The organism is uncultured Campylobacter sp. (assembly GCF_938002845.1).
GTDB lineage: Bacteria > Campylobacterota > Campylobacteria > Campylobacterales > Campylobacteraceae > Campylobacter_B.
In genome coordinates this window covers 12,069-35,453 of record NZ_CALKZP010000048.1, presented here as the reverse complement: position 1 = coordinate 35,453, position 23,385 = coordinate 12,069, and the positions used below count along the sequence as shown (strand labels likewise).

The following is a 23,385-nucleotide window of genomic DNA, read 5'->3' as shown; positions in this document are numbered from 1 at the left end:
AAAATGTCGAGCGAGCAGCTAAGTAAAATTTCAAACACGATAAAATTTCTAAGCGCGGATATGATCCAAAGCGCCAACTCGGGCCATCCCGGTACGCCGATGGGGCTAAGCGACGTAATGAGCGTCTTTATGAACAAGGTCCGCCACAACCCCAAAAATCCCGCGTGGCTGAACCGCGACCGCGTCGTATTTTCGGGCGGGCACGCAAGCGCGCTCGTGTATAACTACCTCTATCTTAGCGGATATGATTTGAGCATGGACGATCTGAAAAGCTTCAGGCGCCTGCAATCCAAAACCCCCGGCCATCCGGAGATCACTACCCCGGGCGTCGAGATCGCTACCGGACCGCTCGGACAGGGCGTCGCAAACGCAGTCGGATTTGCGATGGCCGCAAAATACGCCGCATATCTGCTCAACGAGGAGGGCAACGAGATCATCGATCACCGCGTCTATTGCTTCTGCGGCGACGGCGATCTACAGGAGGGCATCAGCTACGAAGCGTGCGCGCTTGCGGGCAGACACAACCTCGACAATCTTACGATAATTTATGATTCTAACGGCATCACGATCGACGGCAGCACCGATATCGCGTGGTTTGAGGACGTAAAGGTACGATTTGAAGCGCAAGGCTTTGAGGTCGCGCGCATCGACGGGCATAATTTCGATCAGATAGAATTCGTCCTTGACGAGGTTAAAAACAAAACCAAACCCTACCTCATCATCGCAAACACCACGATCGGCAAGGGCGCGCTCGAGCTTGAAGGCACGGCCAAGACGCACGGCGCGCCGCTTGGAGAGGAGCTGCTTGCGCGCGCTAAGCAAAGCCTGGGCTTTGATCCCGCCCAAAGCTTCGTAGTAAGCGAGGACGTGCTTTTTGAAACGCGCGCCGCAGTCGAAAAGGGTGATTTGGAAGAGCGGCTTTGGAAGGAGAAGCTCGCGAAGCTAAGCGATGAAAAAAGAGCGCTTTTAAATGAGCTTTTAAATCCCGATTTTAGCAAAATAGAATTTCCCGATTTTAGCGGGCTTAAGGTCGCCACGCGCGATAGCAACGGTAAAATTTTAAACGCCATCGCAAACGCGGTGCCCGGCTTTTTGGGCGGAAGCGCGGATTTGGCAGCATCGAACAAGACCGAGCTAAAAGGCGGCGGCGACTTTCCGTGCGGCAAAAATTTACACTTCGGCATCCGCGAGCACGCGATGGCGGCGATCGGCAACGCCTTTGCGAGATACGGGCTTTTCATCCCGTTCAGCGCGACGTTTTTTATCTTCAGCGACTATCTCAAAACGGGCGCTAGACTTGCGGCACTGATGGGCTTGCGCCACTATTTCGTCTTTACGCACGACAGTATCGGCGTGGGCGAGGATGGGCCGACGCACGAGCCTATCGAGCAGCTTAGCACCTTCCGCGCAATGCCCGGCTTCTACACCTTCCGCCCCGCAGACGGCAACGAAAACGTAAAATGCTGGCGCGCGGCGCTTGCTCTGAATGCCCCCGCGGCATTCGTCTGCTCGCGCCAAGGGCTTGAGCCGCTGCCTAAGGCAGTCTTGGGCGACGTGCAAAACGGCGCGTATCTGCTAAGGCAGAGCAAAGAGGCGCAAATAACGCTCATCGCAAGCGGCAGCGAGGTCTCGCTCTGCTTAAAAGCGGCGGCGATCCTGCAAGAGCAAGGCATCGGCGCAAACGTTGTAAGCGCGCCGTGCTTCGAGCTTCTGTGCGAGCAGGACGCAGACTATCTGGCGCAAATTCTAGAGCCGCAAACTAAAATTTTGGCCGTCGAAGCCGCAAGCGCGCTTGAGTGGTATAAATTTGCAGACGCGGTACACGGCATGCAAAGCTTCGGCGAAAGCGGCAATGCGAGCGAGCTATTTAAGCTTTTCGGCTTCACCGACGTCGCGATCGCAAAGCAGGCGAGAGAGCTTTTAGAGCAATAACAGCAAAGGCGAAATTTGAGCGGAAAAATCAAAATTTCATATTTAGACAGATTTAAAATTTACGGATTAAAAGCCCGCACGAAAAACGCGGACGAGCTAGGCGGAAGCGGCAAAATTCCCGCGCTGTGGGCGAAATTTATGAAAGAGTGTTATGACGGGCAGAGCGAGATTTACGGCGTCTATTACGATTACGAGGACGGCGCCGACGGGCTTTACGATATCTTTATCGGCACCAAAGCGCCCCGCAGCGACGAAGCCTTGGAGATCAAAAGCGGCAAATACGCGGTTTTTAGCTTCCCGAATGAGCCGCAAAACGTAGCAAAGTTTTGGAGCAAAATTTGGAGCTTTTTTGAGTCCGGCGAACTAAAAAGAGCGTTTGAAACGGATTTTGAGTTTTACGGCGGAGACGAGATCAAAATTTTTATCTCGGTTTTGTAGGGCGGCGCATGAAATTTATAAACGGCGAGTGATTTTTCGCCGCCGCGACGATGAGCTTTTGCGTAAAATTTCATCCATAAATCGGTAAAATTCCGTGCCCAAAACTACGCGCACGAAATAAATTTTATACCAAAAGCCGCACCGGGCCGTACCTTAAGCCGTAGATTTAAATCGAAATCTAAATTTGCGCCGTTAAATTTCAACCCCCGCCCGCAAAATCAGGCAAAATTTCACGCGGAATTTCATTTTTAAATCTGTTATTAAGCCATTTTTGGCTTAAATTACATTTTCATTCGGGTAGATGTCCGAGCGGTCGAAGGAGCGCGCCTCGAAAGCGCGTAAGGCGTCAGCCTTCTAGGGTTCGAATCCCTATCTACCCGCCATCCATTCAAATTTCACCCAATACTTTGGAGTTGAGATGAGCAATAAACTCCTTTCGATGAGCCTGCAGGAACTGTGGCGGCTCTTTCCGATACATCTCGTGCCGCACGATCCGCGCTGGGGCGAATACTTTAGGCAGGAGCGCGAAATTCTGAGCGGCCTGCTGCAAGATCATGGCAAGATCAAGATCCACCATATCGGCAGCACCGCGGTAAGCGGGATCTGGGCGAAGCCGATCGTAGATATTTTGATCGAGTGCTCGGATATAGCCGCCGCCAAACAGCGCCTGATAGACGCGGGCTATCTGCTAATGAGCGAAAACGAGAGCCGCTGCAGCCTAAATAAGGGCTACACTGAAGCGGGATTTGCCGAGCGCGTTTTTCACATGCATTTGCGAAATTTCGGCGATACGGATGAGATATTTTTTAGAGATTTTTTGCGGGCGAATGCGGATATCGCCGAGCGGTACGAGGCGCTTAAATTAGAGCTTTGCAAGCGCTTTAAGTTTAACCGCGACGGCTATACTGCGGCAAAAAGCGAATTTGTGCTTAAGCTTACGCGCATCGCTAAAGAAAATTCGAAATAGCCGCGTAAATTTATCCTCTGCGTAGAAGCTCGCTCGTTAAAAGCGATAAAAAATGGCTAAATTTTATAAACAAAAACTGATAGATAGTGCCGCACATTGCAGATTAGTTTTCATAAAATTTTAACCGTAATTTCAAATTTAAAAGGCGACCGCCCGGCTATCGACAGATAAAATTTTACAAATCCAGCCAGCAGCAAAGTCGCTCATAAAACGAACCGTATCACCCACATCATATTCAAGCAAAGGCATCCCCGCGCTTCGCTACGGGTTTAAATTTAAAACTTATGCACCGTAAATTTTAAACATCCCGCTGAAACACGGGCTCATAAATCCGCTAAATTTAAAGCTACAAAAATTTTAAAATTCCTCGACGCCAGCTAGTCGCGCGAATTCCACGACGAGCGCTTAAATTTAATGATCACTCTTCAGCCCCGCGCCGCAAAGCGGAATGATGCTATCTCCTTGCAGATCGCGACTTTCTTTGTAGCGCAGATATGCCGCGTAGGTAGCTGCGGTCGTGTGCTCGACGTAAAATCCGCCGCGCGCAAGCGCCGCTCTGGCAGGCAATATGTCGCCCTCGCTCGCCAAGATCACCTCGCGCTCGCCAGCGTAGCTAGAGCCAAGAATTTCGCCCGCGCGCATCGGTCTTGCGATCGCGATACCCTCCGCTAGCGTCGGCTGTGGCTCTATCTCGCGCGCCGCACCTTTGGCGTCAAAAAGCGGAGCGCAACGCTCGCCCTGAACGATGAAAATTTTTGGCAGCGCTTCGATAAAGCCGCCCTCATATAGCTCGCCCAGCGCCGCTTGAGCGCCCAGCAGTAGCGTGCCGTTGCCCACGGGGATGAAGATATTGCGCGGCACCCTGCCCAGCTGCTCGTAGATCTCATAAATGTAGCTCTTCGTGCCCTCATAAAAGATCGGATTATAAACGTGATTGGCGTAATAGATCTGTTCCTGCGCGGCCTTTTTGCGGCACGCATCTGCCGTCTCGTCGCGGCTACCGTCAAACACCGTGACGTGCGCGCCGTGGCTTTTGATCATATCGATCTTTTTAGGCGACGTGCCTTTAGGGACATAAATTTCGCACTCGATGCCCGCGCGAGCGCAATACGCCGCCACGGCATTGCCTGCGTTGCCGCTGGAGTCTTGCAGTACCTTTTTTACGCCGATATTTTTGGCGTGCAGCACCAAAACCGCCGCGCCGCGGTCTTTGAACGAAAGCGTAGGCATCGCGTAATCGAGCTTGAGGTAAAGTTCTTCGCCGAATTTCACGCTCGCCGTGAGCCCCTCGCCCATCGAAATTTCTCTAAATTTAGCCGTGTCGATACCCATAAACCGGCGGTATCTAAAGATGTTAAACTCGCTTTGATCTACGAGCGCGGGGTTAAATTTAGGCGCATCGGAGTTTAGCTTATACAGCCCGCCGCAGTCGCATTTATAGCTCAAAGTATCGATGGGCGCGTGCTTGCCGCAGCCCGTGCAGATGAAATCGCTCATTTTCGCTCCTATTTTTTCTCTTTTATTTTTGCGACGGCCTCGATCTCTACGAGGCAGCCGAAATGTAGAGCCGTAGTCGGCACCACGACGCGAGCGGGTTTGTGCGCGCCGAAAAACAGCGCGTATTGCTCGTCGATCACGTCCCAGTTCGCGACGTCAGGCGTATAAACGCGGCACATCCGCACGTCGTTTTTATCTGCGCCCGCGGCGGCCAGCACTGCCGCGACGTTGCTTAGAGCCTGTGCGGTCTGCGCAGCAAGACCCTCTGGAGCGGCTCCCGTGCGCGGATCCACGCTTAGCTGCCCCGAGACGTAGAGCGTGCCGTCGTCGTCTAAGATGCCCGGCGCATAATGCGCCTTTTTCGGCGCAAAACCGCTTGGATAAATCTCTTTCATTTAAGCTCCTTTGTATATAAAATTCTATATAATTTTACTCTAAGATTTATTAAAAATATATAAATATTTCTATAAATTTGCAGAAATTTTAAAATTTAATCTAAATTTATAGATTTTTTTATATGAAATTTCAGGAGCCCGAATTGAACCAACTTTTACAGACCTTTATGCCGACTGCGCACCTTATTAAAAATACGATCGGCGATTGCGAGGTGGTTATCCACGATATGAGCACGCCGCAAAACTCTGTCGTTTTTGTCCTTGGCGACGTAACGGGCAGGAGGATCGGTCAAAGCTTCGATCATCTGGTAAAGGACGTGTTGCTAAGTAAAAATTTTGAAAACGACTGCACCGCAAACTACTACTTCACCGCGCAAAACGGCAAGCTCATACGCTCCTCGACTTCGCTGATCCGCGGCGCAGACGGCAAAGTAGTAGGCGCGCTATGCGTAAATATCGATACCTCAAGCGCCATGGCCGCATACAAAGCAATAAAAAATCTTCTGCCGAACGCAAAGCTCGATAGCAAGCAGCTGCAAGGCGCAAATTTTATCGACGGAAGCTGCAATAGCGCGGCATTAGATGAAGTGAGCTTAAATGACGGCGTAAATTTAGAAACGCAAAGCTCTAACGATTTGCAGCAAAATATCCTTGACATCGTCCAAGACCTGATCGCATCGGCTACGCACGATCTGGATGTAGAGGGGATGAAGAAAGAGGATCGAAAGCGTATCGTAAAATTCCTCGCGCAAAAAGGAATTTTTGAGGTAAAAGGTGCGGTAGAGCTCGTCGCAAAGGCTCTCAAGACGCAGAAAGTCACGATTTACTCGTATATGGATGAGGTAAAGAAGGAGAGCTAGCCGCGGTGCATAAATTTGATCTCAAATTTAATAAGCGTTGCGCGCCTTATTATCAGCGTAGCCATTGGAGTGACGCAAATTTAATCTGAATTTGATGAATCGATCAAAAGTGGGATGTGCCAATTCCTAGTTCATGCGGCTTGTAGTGCAATAAAAGCAAAACTCATCTATTACTCGAACTCGTAGCCCTTCGTATTCTTTAATTTCTCGTCATAATCGACTCCGTTAGCAATTCGCTTGCGTGAAGCATTAAAATCCGCTCGTATCGGGCTTTTGCGCTCGTCAAACTCAAGTGGCGCGACACCGATGATATCTGCTAGCAGATGTGCCAAATCATCGCTCATAAAAGGCTTATCTTTCGCCACAGCTAGCCTCTGCCATAGTTTAGCGTGATCGCTCAAAAACTCGCGCGAAGCTATGAAAATCAGCGGGATTTCGTAAGTAAAGCGGCTCTCCATGCCGTGCCCAAGGCGTCCGTTTTCGTATAAATTCTCTCCGTGATCGCTAAGATAGACGATGAGACTGTCATCACCCGAAAAAATTTTAAAAATTTCATTTATGACAAAATCGTTGTAAAGCACGCTGTTATCATAATATGCGACGACATCTTTCTGCTTGGAAGTAAGTTTTGCCTTTACATCCGCCGCGCTAAACTTGCCAAATCCCTCGGGATAGCGCAGGCTGTAATCCATATGGCTACCGATGAGATGGATCACGTAGAAATTTCGCTCGCTCTGCCCCGCTTTCGCCTGATTTATGAGTGGAAGCAGCACTCCATCAGGCTTGATGCGGACGGTTTCGTAAAGATTGCTCTTTGAGAGGAAGGATTCCGCGTCCGCGCGATCGGCAGCGCTTTTAGCACTTAACGCATGTGCGCCGAAAGCCTCTTGATTGCTAATCCAAAAGGTGCGGTAGCCACTTAGCTTAAACATATCAATGATGCTAAGGTTGCGAAACCACGCCCTTTTGCGCTCGCTTTCGTAATCGCTGAAATTTAAAAGCCGCATCAGCACCTGATTAGTCGTGCCGTAAGGCGAGATTGTATCGCCAAATTTTATCAGATTGCCGCTCGCCTCGAGACCCTCCAAAAGCGGTGTATTTTTAATGCCGTAGCCGTAGAGCGACATATGCCCGCGCTGCAAGCTCTCACCGATTATTAGGATGATATTTTTGACGCGAGACTTTTGCAAGGCGGGGTTTGTAGCGGCCTCAGGGTTTTTAGAATTTGAAATCACGCTGGGGCTTTGCGGCGCAGAATTTAAAGTCTTGCTCCAACTCTGCGGCTCAGCGCCTGGGGCGAGCGTAGAATTTAAATTTGCGCCGTAATTTTGCGCCTGTGCGCTTGATGCGGGCGTGGAATTTTCAGACGCGGAGCCCGAGGCGACGCCTTGCGGATCTGAATTTGCGCTGCCTTTTAAAACGCTTTCGTTCGCGCGCTTGGCCTCGTCATATCCGAGCTGCACTTCGCGCATATCGGTGATGAAATTTTTATCGCTCAGGTAGTCTTTTATCGTAAAGGCAAACTCCAGCGGGACGTATTGCGATAGCTTGGTTATATAGCCTTGCTTGCCCTGGGAAGCTTTAACGGCGATATCCGCGCAAAAGATCGTTCCGTAAATGAGATAAATCGCCGCTAACAGCAATCCTAGGCGGCTATGCGTTTGCTCCCTCTTTCTCCGCCCTGCTCTTAGCGCCGCAAAGATGCAGCCAAGCAGCACTGCTAAATATAAAATCGTTGCGGGGTTAAGAAACTGCAAAACGAACTCGCGCGTCTCGGCTGCATCGGTATGCACAAGCGCGTCGATCGCCACGACGTTGAAGCTTGAGTCGAAATTTACGATCAAAAATAAAGCCACGCTCGCAATTAGCGCAATTAGCGCTAGTAACACGAACGAAACGAACTTAAAAAACCGGCCGCCAAGCAGATAGCAGAGGTGAAAGATGAGCAAATTTATGATGAGCACCGCAGAAAAGCCTTTAAATACATGCGAAAAATGATACCCATTGATCTGATAATGTATCTTAGCCCAGCACGCAAGCAAGCATAGCGCCGTGCTAAGCCAAAACACCCTCCATACGGGACGCTCTCGCAGCGCGGCAAAAAAGCCGCGGTCGATTTTCATAAGCAAGCGCACTATAAGCCTACCCGCTTTCGTCCTCTCCATAAGTCCGCCTATATTTGCTAGCGCTACATAAAATTTTTCTCTCATTTTATATTTCCTGCCTTGTACGAAGAGATGCGACGGCGCGCACTCTGCGTAGCGCGACATGTTTTCGCTTTAAAATCAAGGCGCAATCTTAGCCGCTTAAAGCTTTGAGCTTGCTTACTTGCGCGCCTTTACGCTTCAAATTTTACAGCTAAATTTTAAAGATACGGGGGAGGGGGGGGTAGTAGAATTGGGCGACGGAATTTTAAGGCTAAATTTTAATTGAAAGCGAATCTATGAGCGAAACTACAAAACGAGGCTTTAAAAACAGAAAGCATGAGCTAAAATCTCGGCTTTTAAAATTTCTAGTGCGATAGGTTTCAAAAGGCTTTTGGATAAAAATTTATGCATGAAGCGGCTGAGGTAAAATTCCAAGACGCGAGCGATGTAAAATTGTCGAAAGCTAAGCGCAGGCGGAATTTCGCACCGACAAAGTGAAAAATTTTAACTAGCTCAAGTCGCCTTTTGTGCGAAAATCTATGCGATGCTTAGGACTTCTACCTTGTCGTCGAAAACAGCCATGCAGTGCTCATAGTGGCTAGTGCGGAGCCCATCCTTGCTTCTCGTACTCCACTTATCCTCGGCGATAACCGGCGTGCCGTCCTTTTGGCAGATCATCGGCTCGATGCAAAAGACCATGCCGTTTTTGATTTTGGGGCCTGATTTTGGATTGTTGCCCTCCAGATAGTTTGGGATCTCAGGCTCTTCGTGTGGGTGCTTGCCGATGCCGTGACCGCAGAAGCCGTATAGCGGCACGAAGCCGCGCGCACGGATAAATTTCTCGATCTCGAAGCTTAGCTCTTTGAAGTGCATCCCTACCCTGATCGTTTTGATGGCAAACTCCAGCGTATCCTTACTGCATGCGATAAGTTCCTCGTCGGCTTTTGAAATTTTACCGACGGGCAGAGTGCGTGCGCTGTCGCCGAAATATCCATTTAGTTTCGAGCCCAGATCGACGCCTAAGATATCGCCCTCTTGCAGGATCGTTTCGTCTGGGATGCCGTGGATGATGACCTCGTTTAGCGAGAGGCAGGCGGCGTTTGGAAAGCCGTATAACCCTTTAAAAGCGGGATACGCGCCCTTTGAAGTGATGAAATCGTCGATCTTTTTATCGACTTCGAGCAAACTAAGACCCGGCTTTATGAATGAAGCTGCGTAATCAAGGGCTTGCGCGACGATCCTGTTCGCCGCGCGAAGCCCCTCTAAATCTTTTTTTGTTTTAAGCAAAATCGCCATTTATAGCCCGACCGCACTTAGGGTCTGATATTTGTTCATATAGATCTGCGCTTCGATGCGCCTCATCGTATCAAGAGCGACGGAGACGACGATCAGCACGCTGGTACCGCCGAAATAAAACGGCACACCCATAAATTTAACGAGCAGCCACGGGATGACGGTTACTAGCCCGAGATAGATCGAGCCCCAAAATGTAAGACGGCTAGCAACTTCGTTTAAAAAGCTCGCCGTTCCCTCGCCCGGACGAATGCCCGGGATAAATCCGCCCTGCTTCTTTAGATTTTCGCTAATATCCTTGGAATTAAAAGCAATTGACGCATAAAAATACGCAAAAAATATAACCAACACAAAGGTCAAAAAGTTAAAGAAGTAATTGCTAGGGCTTAGGAAATCGTGGATCTTTTGGATGATCGGATTGGTGCTTGCCTGTAAAATTGTAGTCGGAAACATCAAAATCGCGCTTGCAAAAATAGGCGGAATGACGCCACTTAAATTTAGCTTGATCGGCACGTAATTCATAATGCGCTTGTTTTGATTCGCCATCAATACCTTGCGCGAAAACGATACCGGAATTCTACGTTCACCTAGCTCCACATATAAAATTGCTCCGATAGTAGCCAGGATAATTAGCACGATCGCAATTAGCTTTAAAACGTTCATTTCGCCGGTATTTACTAAATTTACGGTACTTCCGATCGCTCTAGGGATGGCGCTTACGATACCCGCAAAGATAATAAGGCTGGTGCCGTTACCAACGCCGCGTTGCGTAATCTGCTCGCCGATCCACATCAAAAGCATGGTGCCTGCTAGCATCGAAATGCACGAGATAAAAACAAACTCGTTGGTATTTTCGGCCATTATCGCAGGCGCTCCGGTCTGTCCGTGGATGCCCTGTAAGCCAATGCTAACGCCGATGGATTGAACCATAGCGATTGCGATTGTAGCATATCGGATGATCTGCATATATTTCTGCATACCGTCGCGCTCTTTTTTGAGTTTGCCTAAATTTGGAAAGGTTGCGGCAAGCAGCTCCATAATGATCGAAGCGGTAATATAAGGCATAATGCCTAGCGAGATAACGCTGAATCGCTCCGCCGCGTTACCGCTAAACATATTAAACATTCCAAAAGCGTTGTTGCTATTGTTTTGAAAAAATTGCTTTATAACCTCAACGTCCACTCCCGGAACCGGCACGTAAGCTAGCAACCTATAGGCAAAAAGAAAGCCCAAAGTAATGAGAATTTTGTTGCGTAGCGATTTATTCATTATTTTTGTCCGCTAGACTTTACATTCTCGTCTTTGATCTTGCTAGCGAGCGCTTTTGCGCCTACGCCGATCAGCTTGATCTTTTTAACGGAATTTGAAATTTTATGAACGGATTTGATGCTTTCGATCGTAATCTCACTAAGATCTTTGATAGCTTCGATTTTATCGACATTGATCACGTAAGGCTTTTCAAATTTAGAAGTAAAACCTACCTTCGGAAGCCTTCGTTGAATCGGCTGCTGACCGCCCTCGAAGCCTCTTTTTTCATGAGAGCCGGTACGCGCAGTCTGGCCCTTACCGCCGCGACCCGCAGTTTTACCTAGGCCACTTCCTTGACCACGACCCAAGCGCTTAGTAGCGTGAGTCGAGCCTGGGGCTTTTTTAAGATTTTCTAATCCCATCTTTTATCCTTGTTAGTGTTTTAACATACTAAGAGCTTTCATCGTAGCTCTTACGACATTTGAGGAGTTGTTTGAACCTAGCGATTTGGTGAGGATATCTTTAACACCCGCAAGCTCTAAAACCGGGCGGACTGAACCGCCTGCGATAACGCCAGTACCTTCGCTCGCTGGCTTAAGTAAAATTTTGCTCGCATTGTATTTAACTTCAATATCGTGAGTGATGGTAGAACCATTTAAATTTACCTTGATAATATTTTTAAACGCATCGTCTACCGCTTTTTTAATCGCATCGGGAACCTCTTTGGACTTACCAAAGCCAAAGCCTACCAAGCCATTTCTATTGCCTACTACGATAAGAGCCGTAAACCTAAACCTTCTACCGCCTTTAACGACCTTCGTAACCCTACCGATATTGACGATTACCTCTTCGAATTCTTCTCTATTATACTTTTCCACAATCATTCCTTTGGGTTATAGTTTGATGCCGTTTTGGCGTAGCGACTCGGCAAAGCTTGCGATTACGCCGTGATACAAATAGCCATTGCGATCGAAAATCGCTTCAGAAATGCCTTTATCTTTTAGCTTGGAGGCTAAATCTTTAGCTAAGCTAGCCGCACCCTCTTTGTTTGCCTTTAAATTTAAAACCTTACCGCTGCTGGCACACAAAGTCGCGCTCGCCGCGTCGTCGATAGCCTGAGCGTAAACTGTCCTATTGGATTTGAAAATAGAAATTCTAGGGCAAGATGCGACGCCTGAAATTTTAGCGCGAATTCTTCTTTTTCTCTTGATTCGTAAAGAGATCTTTCTTTTTAATACGTTCTGTGTCATTTCTCAACCCTTATTTCTTAGCTGTTTTTCCGGCTTTGCGGATGATATGCTCTTCAAGATACTTGATGCCTTTACCCTTATACGGCTCAGGCGGTCTGAATCCTCTGATCTCGGCTGCTACTTGACCTACTTGCTGCTTGTCGTCGCCTTTGATGGTTACGACGTTTTTATCTACGGAAATTTCAATCCCCTTTGGAGATTCAAAATTTATCGGATGCGAAAAACCTAAATTTAGCTCAAGCACCTTGCCCTTCATCGCAGCTCTATAGCCGACGCCGTTGATTTCAAGCTGCTTTGAAAAGCCCTCTGTAAGACCGAGAACGATATTGTTAGCTAAAGCGCGGTATGTTCCCCAATACGCCCTGCTCTGTCTATCCTCGCCCTTAGGTGAGAATTCTATCTTTCCGTCTTCGATTTTTACATCGACATGACCTTTTAAATCAAGCTCTTTTTCGTTATTTGATTTTTTAAATTTTAACGACGAGCCGTCGATTTTGACCTCTAAGCCGTTTGGAATAGAGATCGGTTTTTTACCAATTCTTGACATAATTTTCCTTTTTATTTGTCTAGGGTATGTCTACTTTTACGAATGGATACCACAATGCCATAAAAAGTAGAAACTTCTTACCAGATCGTGCAAAGCACTTCGCCGCCGACGCCCGCTTTGTGCGCGTCGATACCGCTCATAACGCCTTTGCTTGTGCTAACGACGACGGTTCCATAGCCGTTCTTGAAGCGCTTGATCTCGTCTTTGCCCTGATATACGCGGCGACCCGGAGTTGAAATTCTTTTAACTTCGTTTATCACGCTCCTACCCTTTTCGTCGTATTTAAGCACCACGTTGATGATCTTTTTATTGTTTTCCTCTACTACGTTGTAGCTCTCGATATAGCCCTTCTCGGCTAAAATTTTAAGCATAGCCTCGACTACGTTTGAGTGAAAAAGCTTAGTCGTATCTAGCCTTCGCATCGCAGCATTTCTGATGCGAGTTAGTCCATCTGAAATAAGATCGTTAATCATCTCTTCTCCTTACCAGCTTGCTTTTTTTAGACCCGGGATCAAGCCCTCATTTGCCATCTTGCGAAGGCAAACGCGACAAATTCCAAAATCCTTATAAACGGAGTGCGGACGACCGCAAATTTGACATCTGGTATATGCGCGAGTGCTAAATTTAGCGGGGCGTTTCGCCTTGGCTACCATTGATTTTTTTGCCATATCATTTTCCTTTTGCAAAAGGCATGCCGAATAACTCTAGCAATTTAAATGCCTCTTTATCGTTATTTGTAGTCGTTACGACGGTTATATTCATACCGTGAGTTCTTAAAATTTGATCGTATTCGACCTCAGGGAACATCAGCTGCTCTTGCAAGCCGAAGTTGTAATTGCCGCGTCCGTCAAAGCCCGCTCTAGGTAGTCCTCGGAAATCCTTAACCCTAGGAAGCGCGATAGAGATCAGTTTGTCTAGGAAGGCAAACATCTGCTCTTTTCGTAACGTAACCATTATGCCTACTGGAAAACCTTCGCGTACTTTAAAGCCGGCGACCGATTTTTTTGCATTAACGATAAGCGCTTTTTGGCCTGCGATCAGCGAGATAGTATCGGCCATATTTTGAAGCACCTTTTGATCTTTGCTCGATTCGCCAGTTCCTACGCTGATAACGATCTTTTCAAGCGCCGGGATAAGCATAGGATTTTTTATATCAAATTCTTTCTGCAAAGCAGCTCTGATGGAATTTACATATTTATCTTTTAGTCTGCTCATAATCAACCCTCTACCAACGCAACGTTTGAAATATCCATAGGCATCTCTTTGCTCGTAAAGCCGCCTTGCGGATTTTGCTCGGTTGGTTTGATAGCCTTTTTAGCCATTTTACAACCCTCGACGATAACTTGAGCCTTTTTAGGAAACACTGCCTTGACGGTGCCTGTTTTGCCCTTATCGTCACCTGCGATGATCTTTACTTGATCGCCTTTTTTAATCTTAAATTTTACTGCCATTATAAAACCTCCGGAGCCAGCGAAACGATCTTCATAAAACCGCCGTATCTGACCTCTCTACCGATAGGACCGAAAATACGAGTGCCGATCGGCTCTTTTTTTGAATCCAAAATAACGGCTGCGTTCTCATCGAATCTAATTAGCGAGCCGTTGCCTCTGTGCAACTCTTTAGTCGTACGAACGACTACGGCTTTTACTACTTGACCGCGCTTAATCTTGCCGTTAGGGAGCGCTTTTTTTACAGAGCAAACGATAATATCGCCGATTGTGGCGTATCTTCTTTTGCTGCCGCCCAAAACTTTAATACACATAAGTTCTTTTGCGCCGCTATTATCAGCTACCGCAAGTCTGGTAAAACTCTGTATCATTATTCAACTCCTGTTTTCAAAACCGCTTTTAAGCGAAACGATTTTCTAGCGCTTAGCGGTCTGCACTCGATCGCAGATATGGTATCGCCGATCTTTACGACGTTGTTCTCATCGTGGATCAGATATTTTTTAAATCTTTTTACGATCTTTCTATATCTAGGGTGCATAACCCTTCGCTCTACCAAAACGGTAGCTGTTTTATCGCCCGCCTTCTTTACGACTACGCCTTGAATTTCTCTTTTAAATGCCATAACCTATCCTTATTTAGCTTTAATAGCGGTGTTGATTCTAGCGATATCTTTTTTGATAGCGCGAATCTCGTTAGGATTGCTTAGCTGCATAGTTTTTAGCTTTTGTCTAGCCGTAAATAAAAGCAACTTACTTTGTTTCAACATAGAATTTAGCTCAGCTAAATCTTTATCTTTCAAATCAGTATATTTCATTTTCGCTTTCCCTACTTACGATTTTCGTTTTAAAAGGTAGTTTATGAATCGAAAGCATAAGCGCCTCTTTAGCAACCTCTTCGCTAACGCCGGTCATCTCGAAAATGATCCTGCCCGGTTTTATATTCATTACCCACTCTTCTACGCCGCTCTTACCTTTACCCATACGAGTTTGTAGAGGCTTTTTGGTAAGCGGTTTATCTGGGAATACCTTAATCCAAATTTTAGCTTGACGATTCACGAAGCGCGTCATCGCGACACGAGCCGCTTCGATCTGGCGAGAATTTACCCTACCCGCCTCTACCGCTTTGATACCGAAATCGCCGAACGTCAAGGAATTTCCTCTCGTCGCATAGCCGCGATTGCGACCTTTCATCATCTTGCGGTATTTTGTTCTTTTTGGCATCAACATAACTATTTACCTCTTCTTGGTCTGCGTGTTTTTTTAGGCGCATCATCGGTCTTTTCAGCCTGGATGCCTTTTTGTAAAATTTCACCCTTAAAGATCCAAACCTTAATGCCGATATTACCGTAAGTCGTATGCGCTTCGGCAAAGCCGTAATCGATCCTAGCCCTTAGAGTATGAAGCGGAACGCGTCCCTCCAAATACCATTCGGTTCTAGCCATCTCGGCGCCGCCTAAGCGACCTGCGACGCAAATTTTAATTCCCTTTGCACCTGCTTTTTGAGCGCCTTGGATGACCTTTTTCATAGCGCGGCGGAATGCAACGCGGCGCTCTAACTGCATAGCTACGTTTTCCGCAGCCAAAAGCGCGTTCGAGCCTACTTTGCGCTCCTCTTTGATATTGATGGCTATGTCTTTATTGACTAGCTTAACGACTTCGCTTCTTAAATTTTCAACCTCGCCGCCTTTTTTGCCGATGATGATGCCCGGTCTTGCGGCTACGATCGTTACGCGAATTTTCTTAGCCGTTCTTTCGATCAAAATTTGACTAATTCCCGCATAATAAAGCTTAGCTTTTAAAAATTTGCGGATCTTGTAATCCTCGCCGATACTCTCGGAGAGCGTCGCTTTGGAAGGAAACCATCTAGACTCCCAATTTCGATTAATTCCTAATCTTAAACCGATCGGATTTACTTTCTGTCCCATTTACGCTTCCTTCTTACTTGGTTTTGCTACTTCGACGATGATGTGCGAAGTAGGCTTGCGGATACGGCTAGCCGTACCTCTGGCGCGCGGACGAAATCTTTTAAGCACAGGACCCGCATCCACTCGGCAGCTCGTAACTACGACCTCTTCAGGCTCAAAGCCGCCGTTTGCGACCGCACTTGAAATCGCCGTAGCGATATATTTCGCGCCGCGATTAGGCGTAAATTCCAAGGTAGCAAGGGCAAATTCCGCATTCATGCCTTGAATTTGTTTTGCGATAAGTCTTGCTTTTGTCGGCGAAAGGCGAACAAATTTAATAGTTGATTTACTCATATTCTATCCTTACTTGCCGATCTTTTTCTGCACGGAGCCTTTGTGGCCCTTGAAAGTGCGCGTAGGAGCGAACTCGCCTAATTTATAACCGATATGATGCTCGGTGACGTAAACCGGGATAAAATTCTTTCCGTTATGAACGTTAAACGTAAGTCCGATCATCTCAGGCACGATCGTGCTTCGTCTCGACCAAGTCTTGATCGGTTTGTTATCGCTGGCTTTCTTTGCCGCAACGACTTTTTTCATTACGTGATCATCTACGAAAGGACCTTTTTTTAGCGATCTAGCCATTTTTATTTTCCTTTCCTTCTTGAAATTATAAGCTTATCGCTCGCTTTTTTATGGCGAGTTTTATAGCCCTTCGTCGGTTTACCCCACGGAGTTACCGGATGGCGGCCAGAGTTTTTCTTACCCTCGCCACCGCCGTGTGGGTGATCGACTGGATTCATCGCAGAACCTCTGGTTTGAGGACGGATACCTCTGTGGCGATTACGTCCGGCTTTACCGATGACGACGTTTGCCCACTCTTCGTTACCTACTACGCCGATACTAGCCATGCACTCTGCGAGCACTCTTCTCATCTCGCCGCTAGGCAGACGTAAAATGACGTATTTTTCCTCTTTACCCATAAGCTGAGCATAGCCTCCGGCGCTACGCGCCATTTGAGCGCCTTTGCCCGGTTTTAACTCGATATTATGCAAGATAGTTCCCACAGGGATATTTTTCATCTTCATCGCGTTACCAGGTTTAATATCTAATCCGCCCTCGGCAGCGGCTACTATGTCGCCCACTTTAAGATCGTTAGGCTTGATGATGTAGCGCTTCTCACCGTCTGCGTATGAGATCAATGCGATACGGCAGTTGCGATTCGGATCGTATTCGATCGCCTCGACCTTGCCAGCAACGCCGAATTTATTTCGCTTAAAATCGATAATTCTATAAAGTTTAGCAGCTCCTGCTTGTTTATGGCGGCTGGTAATGCGACCATTATTGTTTCTTCCGGCTGCGGCAGGAATTTTAACGAGCAAGCCTCTAACGCTAGCTTTTGCAGTGATATCCTCGCTACTAAGACCGGTCATAAATCTTCTACTTGGAGTATACGGTTTATAAGTTTTAATCGCCATTTTACGCCTCCACGCTTTCTAAGCTTGCGCCCTCAGGTAGTTTGACGTAGAATTTTTTCACATCGTTTCTAACGCCAGTTCTGCCTTTAAATCTTTTTAATTTGCCGTCCTGTCTTAAAGAATTTATCTTTAGCGGAGTAATCCCGAAATAGTTCTTCAAAACGCTCTTTAGTCCGTTTTTCGTAACCGACGGGCTAGTTTGGATAACGACCACGCCATTTTCTTGAAGACCGAGAGATTTTTCCGTATAAAGGATCGTTTTGATATCTGTTATATCTGCCATTTTAGTCCTCTTTCACTATTGATTCAAATGCCGCTTTTTCGAATACGACTGAGCCGTAAACTGCGATTAGGTAAGCATTGACCTCGCTTACATCTATGACATAGCAATTCTTAAGATTTCTATAGGCCAAAAGAGTTTGCGCGTCCAGCTCGTTTTTAACGATTAGCGCATCTCTAACGCCTAATTTCTTAATAAAATTTGCCGCGTCTTTAGTTTTGCCGCTTTTTAGCTCCAAATCATCGAAGATAAAAATTTTACTCTCGTTTGCTTTCTCATTGATAGCAAATTCCAGCGCAAGGCGTTTTTGCTTTTTATTGACCTTCTGCTCGTAATTTCGCTCGTTAGTCGGACCGAATGCGACCGCGCCGCCTACCCAGACGTTAGTTCTGGTTGAGCCCGCACGTGCGCCGCCGCGACCCTTTTGTCGCCATGGTTTTTTGCCGCCGCCGCTAACCTCGGCGCGAGTTTTAGCGTTAGCCGTATTTGCACGAAGCGAAGCAAGGTAAGATTTGACGTACAAATATAGATTGTGCGAATTGACCTCCGAAAATTTCGCAGGAATTTCAATTTCGCTTGCTTTTTCTAGTTTTTCGTTAAGCACGCTTACTTTACTCATTTTACTATCCTTATTCTGCCCATTGCGCCGTTAAATCCAGGAACCGAGCCTTTAAGCACTAAAATTTTGTTCTCGGCGTCGAAGCTCACGACTTCGTTTTTGGCAGTGATCGTTTCGTTTCCAGTGTGTCCCGCCATCCTCATACCAGGCTGAACGCGACCGGGCCACTCGCAGTTGCCGATCGAGCCTGGTCTTCGGTGAAAGCGGCTACCGTGCGCTGCAGGACCGCCCGCAAAGCCATGGCGCTTAATAACTCCTTGATAGCCTTTTCCCTTTGATCTGAAGCTTACTTTGACGATCTTGGCTTCGCTCAAAACATCTAAATTTTGATCGCCAAGCTCGGCATTTTTTAAGCTTAGAGTCGCAAATTTATTAAATTCCTTGCTTAGACTATATTTCTTTTGAATGCCGGCGATAGCTTTGTTATATGCCTTGCCGTCTGCGTAGGCTACGATAGCTTTTTTCTCATCGCATTTCTCATCGCAAACTTCGCAAATTTTGGTATTGATAAGTCGCAGAAGCGTCACGGGCGTGCTGCTCGTGTCGATCGTCATACTCATACCTATTTTTTCTACGATATATTCCATTGTTTTACCCCTTATTTGCCCATCGCATGAACTTCGACGTTGACTTCCGGAGCCAAATCAAGCTTAGTTAGCGAATCAACCGTATCTGGCGTAGCCGCTACGATATCTAGCATACGAGCGTGAATTTTCATCTCAAACTGCTCTCTGGAGTCTTTATTTACGTGCGGAGATCTTAAAACGGTGTAGCGTTTAATCTTCGTAGGCATCGGCACGGGACCTCTGACGTCCGCACCTGTTCTTTTTACGGCTTCAACGATAGCCGAAACTGTGCGATCTAAAACTCGATGGTCATAAGCCTTGAGTTTTAACCTAATTTTTTGCATCACTTTTCCTTAATAAAGAACTTGTCGCAACGCGCGACCCTTTGTTTCAAACAAAAGACGCACATTATATAAAAGCGCTCCGGTTTTGTCAAGAAAATAGCCAAATTTTATGGAAATATTTCCTTTTAATAAGGAAAAATATATAGAATTTCGAAAATTTTTTAGAGTGTCGGAAATTTTCAATACAAAAATTTTAGATAAATTTGAAATAGATATAAAAATTTCATAGGATTTTTCAGATTTATTTCCTTTTAATAAGGAAAATTTTAAAATACTCGCCATGAATGATCTAAAATTTTTTTACGAAAATCCGCCGGAATTTGCGGGCTTTATCCCGCGCAAAAGAGGTATCGGCTCTGCCAAAACCATAATCTACGGAGTGCTAAATTCCGGCAAAAGCGCCGTGCTGAAAAATGAAATTTCGGAACTTAAAAAAGATGAAATTTTGTACCTAAATTTAGCCGATCTACGCCTTGAGGGGGCAGTAGCGAATGATGGAATTTTTGTGGCTAGAAATAGTGCGGGCAATACAAAGGCTAGCGCAGCAAATGAATATGAAATAAGTAGAGAAGCTACGTTAGACGCGGAAATTTCGGATACGGGCGAATTTTACTGCGCCGCCATAAAAAATACAGATACAAAAAATGAAAGCGCAAACGGCTTAAACAACGCAAAAAATGCGGAGTCGGGCGGCATAAAAAACAGGAGCGAGAATTTCTTTCGCGAGATCAAGAAGTTTTTGGCGGTCAACGAGCAAATTTCATCGCTTTTTTTAGATAATTTTAGTAGCGCCGATTTTGAAATTTCATCGCTCCAAAGCTTCGCCGAGGGGCTAAATTTAAAGCGCTTCATCATCTCTACTCGCGATAGAGAGTTGATACTGCCGGGCTTTGAACGGCTTGAGCTTTTGCCGCTTTCGTTTGAGGAATTTATCGCCTTCGATAAGCGCCACAACGAGATAAACTCGATGATTTCGGCATTTTTGGCTCAAGGCGGTAGCGCAAAAAATCCCTTCATAGCGCCTGCCGAAATTTTAGAATTCGAGCAGATACTGCTTGCGGCAAACTTTAGCCGCACGGAAATTTTAATCCTCAAAGAGTGCTTAAGCTTCGTACACGCCGCATTTAGCGCAAATAAAATTTACACCGCGCTAAAGCCGCGCATTAAGATCTCTAAAGACGCCGTATACGGCACTATCGCCAAGCTTGAGCGAGAAAATTTCATCAGATTTTTAAGCAAGGCGGGCGAGCCTGCGCGCGCAAAAAAGCTATATTTTTCGCATTTTAATATGCGCGAAATTTTAACGAGTAAAAAGGACTTCTCGAAAAAATTTGCCAACGTCCTTTTCTGCGAGCTTTTGGGGTTAAATACGCCGATTTTTTACACAAAAGAGCTGGATTTTTACCTGCCTGCTCTAAAGATGGGGGTTCTCGTCATCCCATTCAGCGACGCGGACATTATCTTTTTAAAATTCCGCAAAATTTTAGGCGTGCTCAAGAAGCTCGGTATCACGAGCCTAAAAGTCGTTTCTATGGCAAACTCCGGCAGGCTCGAGATTGAGGGCATCCGCTGCGACGTCATACCCTTTCACGAATTCGCGCTTAGCTTCTGATTTATTGACATCTCATATCATAAAAATATAAATTTTATGATATAATTTTGGCAAACCCATATCAATTACGCAAGGAAAAGCCGATGATCAAATTAAAAGACAAACTCATTTATGAAACGCTAAAACTGGTCGAATCACAAGGTAAAGGGGGACTTTTATGTCGCAATAAGCAAAGCGATGCGGAGTTTATGAGTCCCGTAAACGAATTCGCAGCTGCGAGTGGGCGCAACTACACCTCGGTCAAATCGACTCTTGATATAATTCATAAAAACTGGGGCTATCTGCAGCGCGAAAGCATTAAGGACACGGGGCTTGATGCGGGCAAGGCGTCGAAGATTTTCATCTACCGCCTATGCGAGGCAGGGCGAAGCTTTATTGAAAAATACGAAAAAACGCTCGTTCAAAACGCCGACAAATAGTTCAAAATTAAAAATTTTAAGCGCCAATTAGATAGAATTCTTTAATTTCACGTAGAGCGACAGAATTTCATTTTTTATGCGACTCGCCTTAAAAAAGGAGATGAAAATGCTGGATTTTATAGTAAAAATGTTCGCATGGAAAGCTGAGTGGGAAGTAAAAAAGGAATATGACAAAGAATTTGGTGATCTATCCTCCATGCGCTCAATCTTGCGCTTTATAATACTTCTTATCATACTTAGTATTTTGATTAAATTTCAATTAAGCGTATGAAAGATACATTTTTAGATATTGCGCTCGTTTTATTTGGCATCGTCATGCTTGTCGCGATACGACAAAAATCTTTATTAAAATTTACAATCTTCGTCGTGATTTTAGCGCTCGCCAGAGAGTTAATCATCAGGCTTTATACCTAGTTTCGACGAAACCGACGCGGATGGAATTTAAAATTTAAACGACAAAATGACGGCGCGGCGAAATTCGGCGGGCGCAAATTTTAAATTTTGCCGTAACCACACTATGCTTTTATCGTCGTTAGCGAATTCTACCACGCTTCAAGAATTACCGTATCGATAAATCTAGCTTTTATCGTCAATGACAGATTTTACCCGCGGCGATGATTTGCGCTTGACGTCGCGCTTTCTGCTATCAGTGGCGGATTTCGCTCGTGCTAACACGGCGGATTTTTTGCGGTGGCAGCAAAAATTATAAACCAAATGAGCGGGTTAGAGCGTAAATTTTATAACGCTAAATTCCGCAGAAGCCCAAATTAATGCGATACAAATGTGAAATTCAAGCAAAAATTTTAAATTTAGTAGCAAAATTCCGCACGCTGAAATCTTAAAATTTTATTTCATAAAATTCCGAGATTTAGGAATTAAATTTTGCAGTGAAGCGACAAATTTTACCTCAAAATTAAAATTATCACGCAAACCATCCCCGAAAATTCTAAAATTTCATCATCATAAAATTTTAAAATTCCAATGCCATATTGTGAATTTATTATTTTATAAAACGGAGCGAAAAGCGAAATTTTGTATAAATTACACTCAAAAATTTTACGGATTCTCGCGCAAACCGGCTCGAAATTCCGCCTTGTCTACTCCACGTATCCGATAAATTCGCCATCGAAAGTATGCCTAACGTCGCCGCGAAAGTAAATTTTACCTCCATCTCCTAAGCGCAAATTTAGCGTTTCGCCGCTTGCAGGTATCACGCGGATGTCGGGAGCTAGCCCCATATTTTCGACGCCTGCGATGAAGCATGCCGCCATCCCTGTACCGCATGCGAGAGTTTCTGCCTCTACGCCGCGCTCAAAGGTGCGCACTTTTAAAATTTTGCTTGCGAGGCGACTTTGAACTAACGCATAATTAACGTTAGCGTTATACTTTTCGCGCAGATCGCGGGCTAGTGCGGCGTCGAACTCATTTAAATCTCTAACAAAAGTTACCAAATGCGGCACTCCTGTGTTATAAAAATACCACGTTAACCCTGCTTCTTCAAAGCTCTCGCCAAGGCGTTTAGGACGAGTTAACATTACCTCGACGTTAGCTACTAACGCGTGAGCGTTAGGACGCAGATTGAAAATCTCACCGAAGCTTACATTGCGTAGCTCGCCGCGCATACTCTCGCTCAAATTTCCGCCGAAAATACCGAAAATTTCGCCGCTAATTACACCTGCGCCGCTTAGGAATTTCATACTCTGCGCGGCCAAAAAATTCTCATACGCATACATGCATACCGCTCGCGAGCCGTTGCCGCACATATCGGCGCTACTGCCGTCGCTATTGTAAAATTCCCACTCAAAGTTTATCCCCTCGATACCGTTAAATTTCGGCAACACGACGATGAGCCCGTCGGCGCCTACTCCATCGCGCCTGTCGCATAGCTCGCGCGCTAGCTTGGATCTATCCGCCTTAACTGAATCCGTAAATATTACAAAATCATTTCCGCTCGCATTATATTTTGAAATTTTCATCATCTACCTCGCAAATTTTTAAAATTACTAACGTTCACTAACGCTTTATTAAAATTTTACTTATATCTAAATTTAAGCGTATCGCTTATTCCTAGGCTTTACTAAGGCTCAATTTACTAACGTGTCTTCTTTCGTAAGCCCATTTTGTTACGCGCCTTTCGCAATG

The 23,385-nt window shown here is 46.0% G+C and carries 31 protein-coding genes, 1 tRNA gene and 1 pseudogene; 7 read left to right on the top strand and 26 right to left on the bottom strand.

What is annotated here, in order from left to right; genetic code table 11:
- Positions 1-3: 3 nt before the first annotated feature.
- The 4 genes from tkt (at position 4) to Q0224_RS07355 (ending at position 3,337) form a co-directional block, all read left to right on the top strand.
- Positions 4-1,932 carry a transketolase gene (gene tkt / locus Q0224_RS07370; RefSeq protein ID WP_297950212.1) on the top strand — a complete coding sequence of 643 codons (1,929 nt, stop codon included), beginning with the start codon at positions 4-6 and terminating at the stop codon, positions 1,930-1,932.
- A gap of 27 nt (positions 1,933-1,959) precedes the next feature.
- Complete coding sequence (locus Q0224_RS07365) at positions 1,960-2,370, top strand: GyrI-like domain-containing protein (protein ID WP_297950279.1); 411 nt, start codon at positions 1,960-1,962, stop codon at positions 2,368-2,370.
- Between the two features lie 295 nt (positions 2,371-2,665).
- Positions 2,666-2,753, top strand: a tRNA-Ser gene (locus Q0224_RS07360).
- A gap of 35 nt (positions 2,754-2,788) precedes the next feature.
- Positions 2,789-3,337, top strand: coding sequence for a GrpB family protein (locus Q0224_RS07355; protein ID WP_297950209.1), 549 nt, complete (start codon positions 2,789-2,791; stop codon positions 3,335-3,337).
- A 411-nt stretch (positions 3,338-3,748) separates the two neighbouring features.
- Here Q0224_RS07355 and Q0224_RS07350 read toward each other — a convergent pair whose 3' ends face one another.
- Positions 3,749-4,834: a threonine synthase gene (locus tag Q0224_RS07350; protein WP_297950207.1), complete on the bottom strand. Its 1,086-nt coding sequence runs from the start codon at positions 4,832-4,834 to the stop codon at positions 3,749-3,751.
- Between the two features lie 8 nt (positions 4,835-4,842).
- Positions 4,843-5,229 (bottom strand): RidA family protein, encoded by a 387-nt coding sequence (locus Q0224_RS07345; RefSeq protein WP_297904251.1) that lies wholly within the window; start codon positions 5,227-5,229, stop codon positions 4,843-4,845.
- 143 nt (positions 5,230-5,372) lie between these two features.
- Between Q0224_RS07345 and Q0224_RS07340 the strand changes: the two genes are divergently transcribed.
- The gene (locus Q0224_RS07340) at positions 5,373-6,089 is read left to right on the top strand and encodes a PAS domain-containing protein (protein WP_297950206.1); all 717 of its coding nucleotides are present in this window, start codon (positions 5,373-5,375) and stop codon (positions 6,087-6,089) included.
- 170 nt (positions 6,090-6,259) lie between these two features.
- Here the strand turns inward: Q0224_RS07340 and Q0224_RS07335 are convergent, their stop codons facing one another.
- From Q0224_RS07335 to rpsJ, 23 genes and pseudogenes are all read right to left on the bottom strand, one after another.
- Positions 6,260-8,299, bottom strand: a complete 2,040-nt coding sequence (locus tag Q0224_RS07335; RefSeq protein ID WP_297950204.1) for a sulfatase-like hydrolase/transferase — start codon at positions 8,297-8,299, stop codon at positions 6,260-6,262.
- Positions 8,300-8,773: 474 nt separating this feature from the next.
- On the bottom strand, positions 8,774-9,532 hold the full coding sequence (map, locus tag Q0224_RS07330; protein WP_297950201.1) for a type I methionyl aminopeptidase: 759 nt from the start codon (positions 9,530-9,532) through the stop codon (positions 8,774-8,776).
- Complete coding sequence (secY, locus tag Q0224_RS07325; RefSeq protein WP_295150643.1) at positions 9,533-10,798, bottom strand: preprotein translocase subunit SecY; 1,266 nt, start codon at positions 10,796-10,798, stop codon at positions 9,533-9,535. It lies immediately after the preceding gene.
- Complete coding sequence (gene rplO / locus Q0224_RS07320) at positions 10,798-11,199, bottom strand: 50S ribosomal protein L15 (RefSeq protein ID WP_005868985.1); 402 nt, start codon at positions 11,197-11,199, stop codon at positions 10,798-10,800. Before rplO ends, secY begins: the two co-directional genes overlap by 1 nt.
- A gap of 12 nt (positions 11,200-11,211) precedes the next feature.
- Positions 11,212-11,655 (bottom strand): 30S ribosomal protein S5, encoded by a 444-nt coding sequence (gene rpsE / locus Q0224_RS07315; protein ID WP_005868986.1) that lies wholly within the window; start codon positions 11,653-11,655, stop codon positions 11,212-11,214.
- A gap of 15 nt (positions 11,656-11,670) precedes the next feature.
- Positions 11,671-12,027 carry a 50S ribosomal protein L18 gene (gene rplR, locus Q0224_RS07310; RefSeq protein WP_005868987.1) on the bottom strand — a complete coding sequence of 119 codons (357 nt, stop codon included), beginning with the start codon at positions 12,025-12,027 and terminating at the stop codon, positions 11,671-11,673.
- A 10-nt stretch (positions 12,028-12,037) separates the two neighbouring features.
- Positions 12,038-12,574 carry a 50S ribosomal protein L6 gene (gene rplF / locus Q0224_RS07305; protein ID WP_297897658.1) on the bottom strand — a complete coding sequence of 179 codons (537 nt, stop codon included), beginning with the start codon at positions 12,572-12,574 and terminating at the stop codon, positions 12,038-12,040.
- Positions 12,575-12,651: 77 nt separating this feature from the next.
- The gene (gene rpsH / locus Q0224_RS07300; protein WP_005868989.1) at positions 12,652-13,047 is read right to left on the bottom strand and encodes a 30S ribosomal protein S8; all 396 of its coding nucleotides are present in this window, start codon (positions 13,045-13,047) and stop codon (positions 12,652-12,654) included.
- 9 nt (positions 13,048-13,056) lie between these two features.
- The gene (locus Q0224_RS07295; protein WP_005868990.1) at positions 13,057-13,242 is read right to left on the bottom strand and encodes a type Z 30S ribosomal protein S14; all 186 of its coding nucleotides are present in this window, start codon (positions 13,240-13,242) and stop codon (positions 13,057-13,059) included.
- A 1-nt stretch (position 13,243) separates the two neighbouring features.
- A complete protein-coding gene (gene rplE / locus Q0224_RS07290; protein WP_297950199.1) occupies positions 13,244-13,789 on the bottom strand; it encodes a 50S ribosomal protein L5 in 546 nt (181 codons plus the stop codon).
- Between the two features lie 2 nt (positions 13,790-13,791).
- Positions 13,792-14,025 (bottom strand): 50S ribosomal protein L24, encoded by a 234-nt coding sequence (gene rplX / locus Q0224_RS07285; RefSeq protein WP_005868992.1) that lies wholly within the window; start codon positions 14,023-14,025, stop codon positions 13,792-13,794.
- Complete coding sequence (gene rplN / locus Q0224_RS07280; protein ID WP_005868993.1) at positions 14,025-14,393, bottom strand: 50S ribosomal protein L14; 369 nt, start codon at positions 14,391-14,393, stop codon at positions 14,025-14,027. Before rplN ends, rplX begins: the two co-directional genes overlap by 1 nt.
- Positions 14,393-14,644, bottom strand: a complete 252-nt coding sequence (gene rpsQ / locus Q0224_RS07275; RefSeq protein ID WP_005868994.1) for a 30S ribosomal protein S17 — start codon at positions 14,642-14,644, stop codon at positions 14,393-14,395. The genes rplN and rpsQ overlap by 1 nt, the downstream gene beginning before the upstream one ends.
- A 9-nt stretch (positions 14,645-14,653) precedes the next feature.
- A complete protein-coding gene (rpmC, locus tag Q0224_RS07270; RefSeq protein ID WP_005868995.1) occupies positions 14,654-14,836 on the bottom strand; it encodes a 50S ribosomal protein L29 in 183 nt (60 codons plus the stop codon).
- The gene (rplP, locus tag Q0224_RS07265; RefSeq protein ID WP_005868996.1) at positions 14,823-15,248 is read right to left on the bottom strand and encodes a 50S ribosomal protein L16; all 426 of its coding nucleotides are present in this window, start codon (positions 15,246-15,248) and stop codon (positions 14,823-14,825) included. Before rplP ends, rpmC begins: the two co-directional genes overlap by 14 nt.
- A gap of 2 nt (positions 15,249-15,250) precedes the next feature.
- Positions 15,251-15,946, bottom strand: a complete 696-nt coding sequence (rpsC, locus tag Q0224_RS07260) for a 30S ribosomal protein S3 (protein ID WP_005868997.1) — start codon at positions 15,944-15,946, stop codon at positions 15,251-15,253.
- Between the two features lie 21 nt (positions 15,947-15,967).
- Positions 15,968-16,279: pseudogene (gene rplV / locus Q0224_RS07255) on the bottom strand (50S ribosomal protein L22); the annotation flags it as partial.
- A 9-nt stretch (positions 16,280-16,288) separates the two neighbouring features.
- Positions 16,289-16,570, bottom strand: coding sequence for a 30S ribosomal protein S19 (rpsS, locus tag Q0224_RS07250; RefSeq protein ID WP_297923276.1), 282 nt, complete (start codon positions 16,568-16,570; stop codon positions 16,289-16,291).
- Positions 16,571-16,572: 2 nt separating this feature from the next.
- Positions 16,573-17,403 carry a 50S ribosomal protein L2 gene (gene rplB, locus Q0224_RS07245; RefSeq protein ID WP_297950197.1) on the bottom strand — a complete coding sequence of 277 codons (831 nt, stop codon included), beginning with the start codon at positions 17,401-17,403 and terminating at the stop codon, positions 16,573-16,575.
- A gap of 1 nt (position 17,404) precedes the next feature.
- Positions 17,405-17,686 carry a 50S ribosomal protein L23 gene (locus Q0224_RS07240; protein WP_291938598.1) on the bottom strand — a complete coding sequence of 94 codons (282 nt, stop codon included), beginning with the start codon at positions 17,684-17,686 and terminating at the stop codon, positions 17,405-17,407.
- A gap of 1 nt (position 17,687) precedes the next feature.
- Positions 17,688-18,302 carry a 50S ribosomal protein L4 gene (gene rplD / locus Q0224_RS07235; RefSeq protein ID WP_297950195.1) on the bottom strand — a complete coding sequence of 205 codons (615 nt, stop codon included), beginning with the start codon at positions 18,300-18,302 and terminating at the stop codon, positions 17,688-17,690.
- On the bottom strand, positions 18,299-18,889 hold the full coding sequence (rplC, locus tag Q0224_RS07230) for a 50S ribosomal protein L3 (RefSeq protein WP_297950193.1): 591 nt from the start codon (positions 18,887-18,889) through the stop codon (positions 18,299-18,301). Before rplC ends, rplD begins: the two co-directional genes overlap by 4 nt.
- Before the next feature lie 11 nt (positions 18,890-18,900).
- Positions 18,901-19,212, bottom strand: a complete 312-nt coding sequence (gene rpsJ, locus Q0224_RS07225; protein ID WP_005869011.1) for a 30S ribosomal protein S10 — start codon at positions 19,210-19,212, stop codon at positions 18,901-18,903.
- A gap of 280 nt (positions 19,213-19,492) precedes the next feature.
- On the opposite strand from rpsJ, the gene Q0224_RS07220 reads away from it, so the two are divergent.
- Positions 19,493-20,824 carry a hypothetical protein gene (locus Q0224_RS07220; protein WP_297950191.1) on the top strand — a complete coding sequence of 444 codons (1,332 nt, stop codon included), beginning with the start codon at positions 19,493-19,495 and terminating at the stop codon, positions 20,822-20,824.
- A gap of 83 nt (positions 20,825-20,907) precedes the next feature.
- On the top strand, positions 20,908-21,243 hold the full coding sequence (locus Q0224_RS07215) for a hypothetical protein (protein WP_297950189.1): 336 nt from the start codon (positions 20,908-20,910) through the stop codon (positions 21,241-21,243).
- 1,097 nt (positions 21,244-22,340) lie between these two features.
- Here Q0224_RS07215 and dapF read toward each other — a convergent pair.
- Positions 22,341-23,219, bottom strand: a complete 879-nt coding sequence (gene dapF / locus Q0224_RS07210; protein ID WP_297950187.1) for a diaminopimelate epimerase — start codon at positions 23,217-23,219, stop codon at positions 22,341-22,343.
- Positions 23,220-23,385: the final 166 nt, after the last annotated feature.

What these genes read in the sequence shown, in the direction of transcription:
- rpsC (WP_005868997.1), bottom strand. Translation starts at nt 15,946, where the DNA reads ATGGGACAGAAAGTAAATCCGATCGGTTTAAGATTAGGAATTAATCGA.
- Q0224_RS07350 (WP_297950207.1), bottom strand. Translation starts at nt 4,834, where the DNA reads ATGAGCGATTTCATCTGCACGGGCTGCGGCAAGCACGCGCCCATCGAT.
- rplX (WP_005868992.1), bottom strand. Translation starts at nt 14,025, where the DNA reads ATGGCAGTAAAATTTAAGATTAAAAAAGGCGATCAAGTAAAGATCATC.
- rplE (WP_297950199.1), bottom strand. Translation starts at nt 13,789, where the DNA reads ATGAGCAGACTAAAAGATAAATATGTAAATTCCATCAGAGCTGCTTTG.
- dapF (WP_297950187.1), bottom strand. Translation starts at nt 23,219, where the DNA reads ATGAAAATTTCAAAATATAATGCGAGCGGAAATGATTTTGTAATATTT.
- tkt (WP_297950212.1), top strand. Translation starts at nt 4, where the DNA reads ATGTCGAGCGAGCAGCTAAGTAAAATTTCAAACACGATAAAATTTCTA.
- Q0224_RS07295 (WP_005868990.1), bottom strand. Translation starts at nt 13,242, where the DNA reads ATGGCAAAAAAATCAATGGTAGCCAAGGCGAAACGCCCCGCTAAATTT.
- Q0224_RS07345 (WP_297904251.1), bottom strand. Translation starts at nt 5,229, where the DNA reads ATGAAAGAGATTTATCCAAGCGGTTTTGCGCCGAAAAAGGCGCATTAT.
- rplB (WP_297950197.1), bottom strand. Translation starts at nt 17,403, where the DNA reads ATGGCGATTAAAACTTATAAACCGTATACTCCAAGTAGAAGATTTATG.
- rplC (WP_297950193.1), bottom strand. Translation starts at nt 18,889, where the DNA reads ATGGAATATATCGTAGAAAAAATAGGTATGAGTATGACGATCGACACG.
- rplF (WP_297897658.1), bottom strand. Translation starts at nt 12,574, where the DNA reads ATGTCAAGAATTGGTAAAAAACCGATCTCTATTCCAAACGGCTTAGAG.
- rpsH (WP_005868989.1), bottom strand. Translation starts at nt 13,047, where the DNA reads ATGATTAACGATCTTATTTCAGATGGACTAACTCGCATCAGAAATGCT.
- Q0224_RS07355 (WP_297950209.1), top strand. Translation starts at nt 2,789, where the DNA reads ATGAGCAATAAACTCCTTTCGATGAGCCTGCAGGAACTGTGGCGGCTC.
- rpsQ (WP_005868994.1), bottom strand. Translation starts at nt 14,644, where the DNA reads ATGGCATTTAAAAGAGAAATTCAAGGCGTAGTCGTAAAGAAGGCGGGC.
- Q0224_RS07335 (WP_297950204.1), bottom strand. Translation starts at nt 8,299, where the DNA reads ATGAGAGAAAAATTTTATGTAGCGCTAGCAAATATAGGCGGACTTATG.
- rplN (WP_005868993.1), bottom strand. Translation starts at nt 14,393, where the DNA reads ATGATACAGAGTTTTACCAGACTTGCGGTAGCTGATAATAGCGGCGCA.
- rplR (WP_005868987.1), bottom strand. Translation starts at nt 12,027, where the DNA reads ATGACACAGAACGTATTAAAAAGAAAGATCTCTTTACGAATCAAGAGA.
- Q0224_RS07215 (WP_297950189.1), top strand. Translation starts at nt 20,908, where the DNA reads ATGATCAAATTAAAAGACAAACTCATTTATGAAACGCTAAAACTGGTC.
- rpsJ (WP_005869011.1), bottom strand. Translation starts at nt 19,212, where the DNA reads ATGCAAAAAATTAGGTTAAAACTCAAGGCTTATGACCATCGAGTTTTA.
- rpsS (WP_297923276.1), bottom strand. Translation starts at nt 16,570, where the DNA reads ATGGCTAGATCGCTAAAAAAAGGTCCTTTCGTAGATGATCACGTAATG.
- map (WP_297950201.1), bottom strand. Translation starts at nt 9,532, where the DNA reads ATGGCGATTTTGCTTAAAACAAAAAAAGATTTAGAGGGGCTTCGCGCG.
- secY (WP_295150643.1), bottom strand. Translation starts at nt 10,798, where the DNA reads ATGAATAAATCGCTACGCAACAAAATTCTCATTACTTTGGGCTTTCTT.
- rplP (WP_005868996.1), bottom strand. Translation starts at nt 15,248, where the DNA reads ATGTTGATGCCAAAAAGAACAAAATACCGCAAGATGATGAAAGGTCGC.
- rpmC (WP_005868995.1), bottom strand. Translation starts at nt 14,836, where the DNA reads ATGAAATATACTGATTTGAAAGATAAAGATTTAGCTGAGCTAAATTCT.
- Q0224_RS07240 (WP_291938598.1), bottom strand. Translation starts at nt 17,686, where the DNA reads ATGGCAGATATAACAGATATCAAAACGATCCTTTATACGGAAAAATCT.
- rplD (WP_297950195.1), bottom strand. Translation starts at nt 18,302, where the DNA reads ATGAGTAAAGTAAGCGTGCTTAACGAAAAACTAGAAAAAGCAAGCGAA.
- rplO (WP_005868985.1), bottom strand. Translation starts at nt 11,199, where the DNA reads ATGGGATTAGAAAATCTTAAAAAAGCCCCAGGCTCGACTCACGCTACT.
- Q0224_RS07220 (WP_297950191.1), top strand. Translation starts at nt 19,493, where the DNA reads ATGAATGATCTAAAATTTTTTTACGAAAATCCGCCGGAATTTGCGGGC.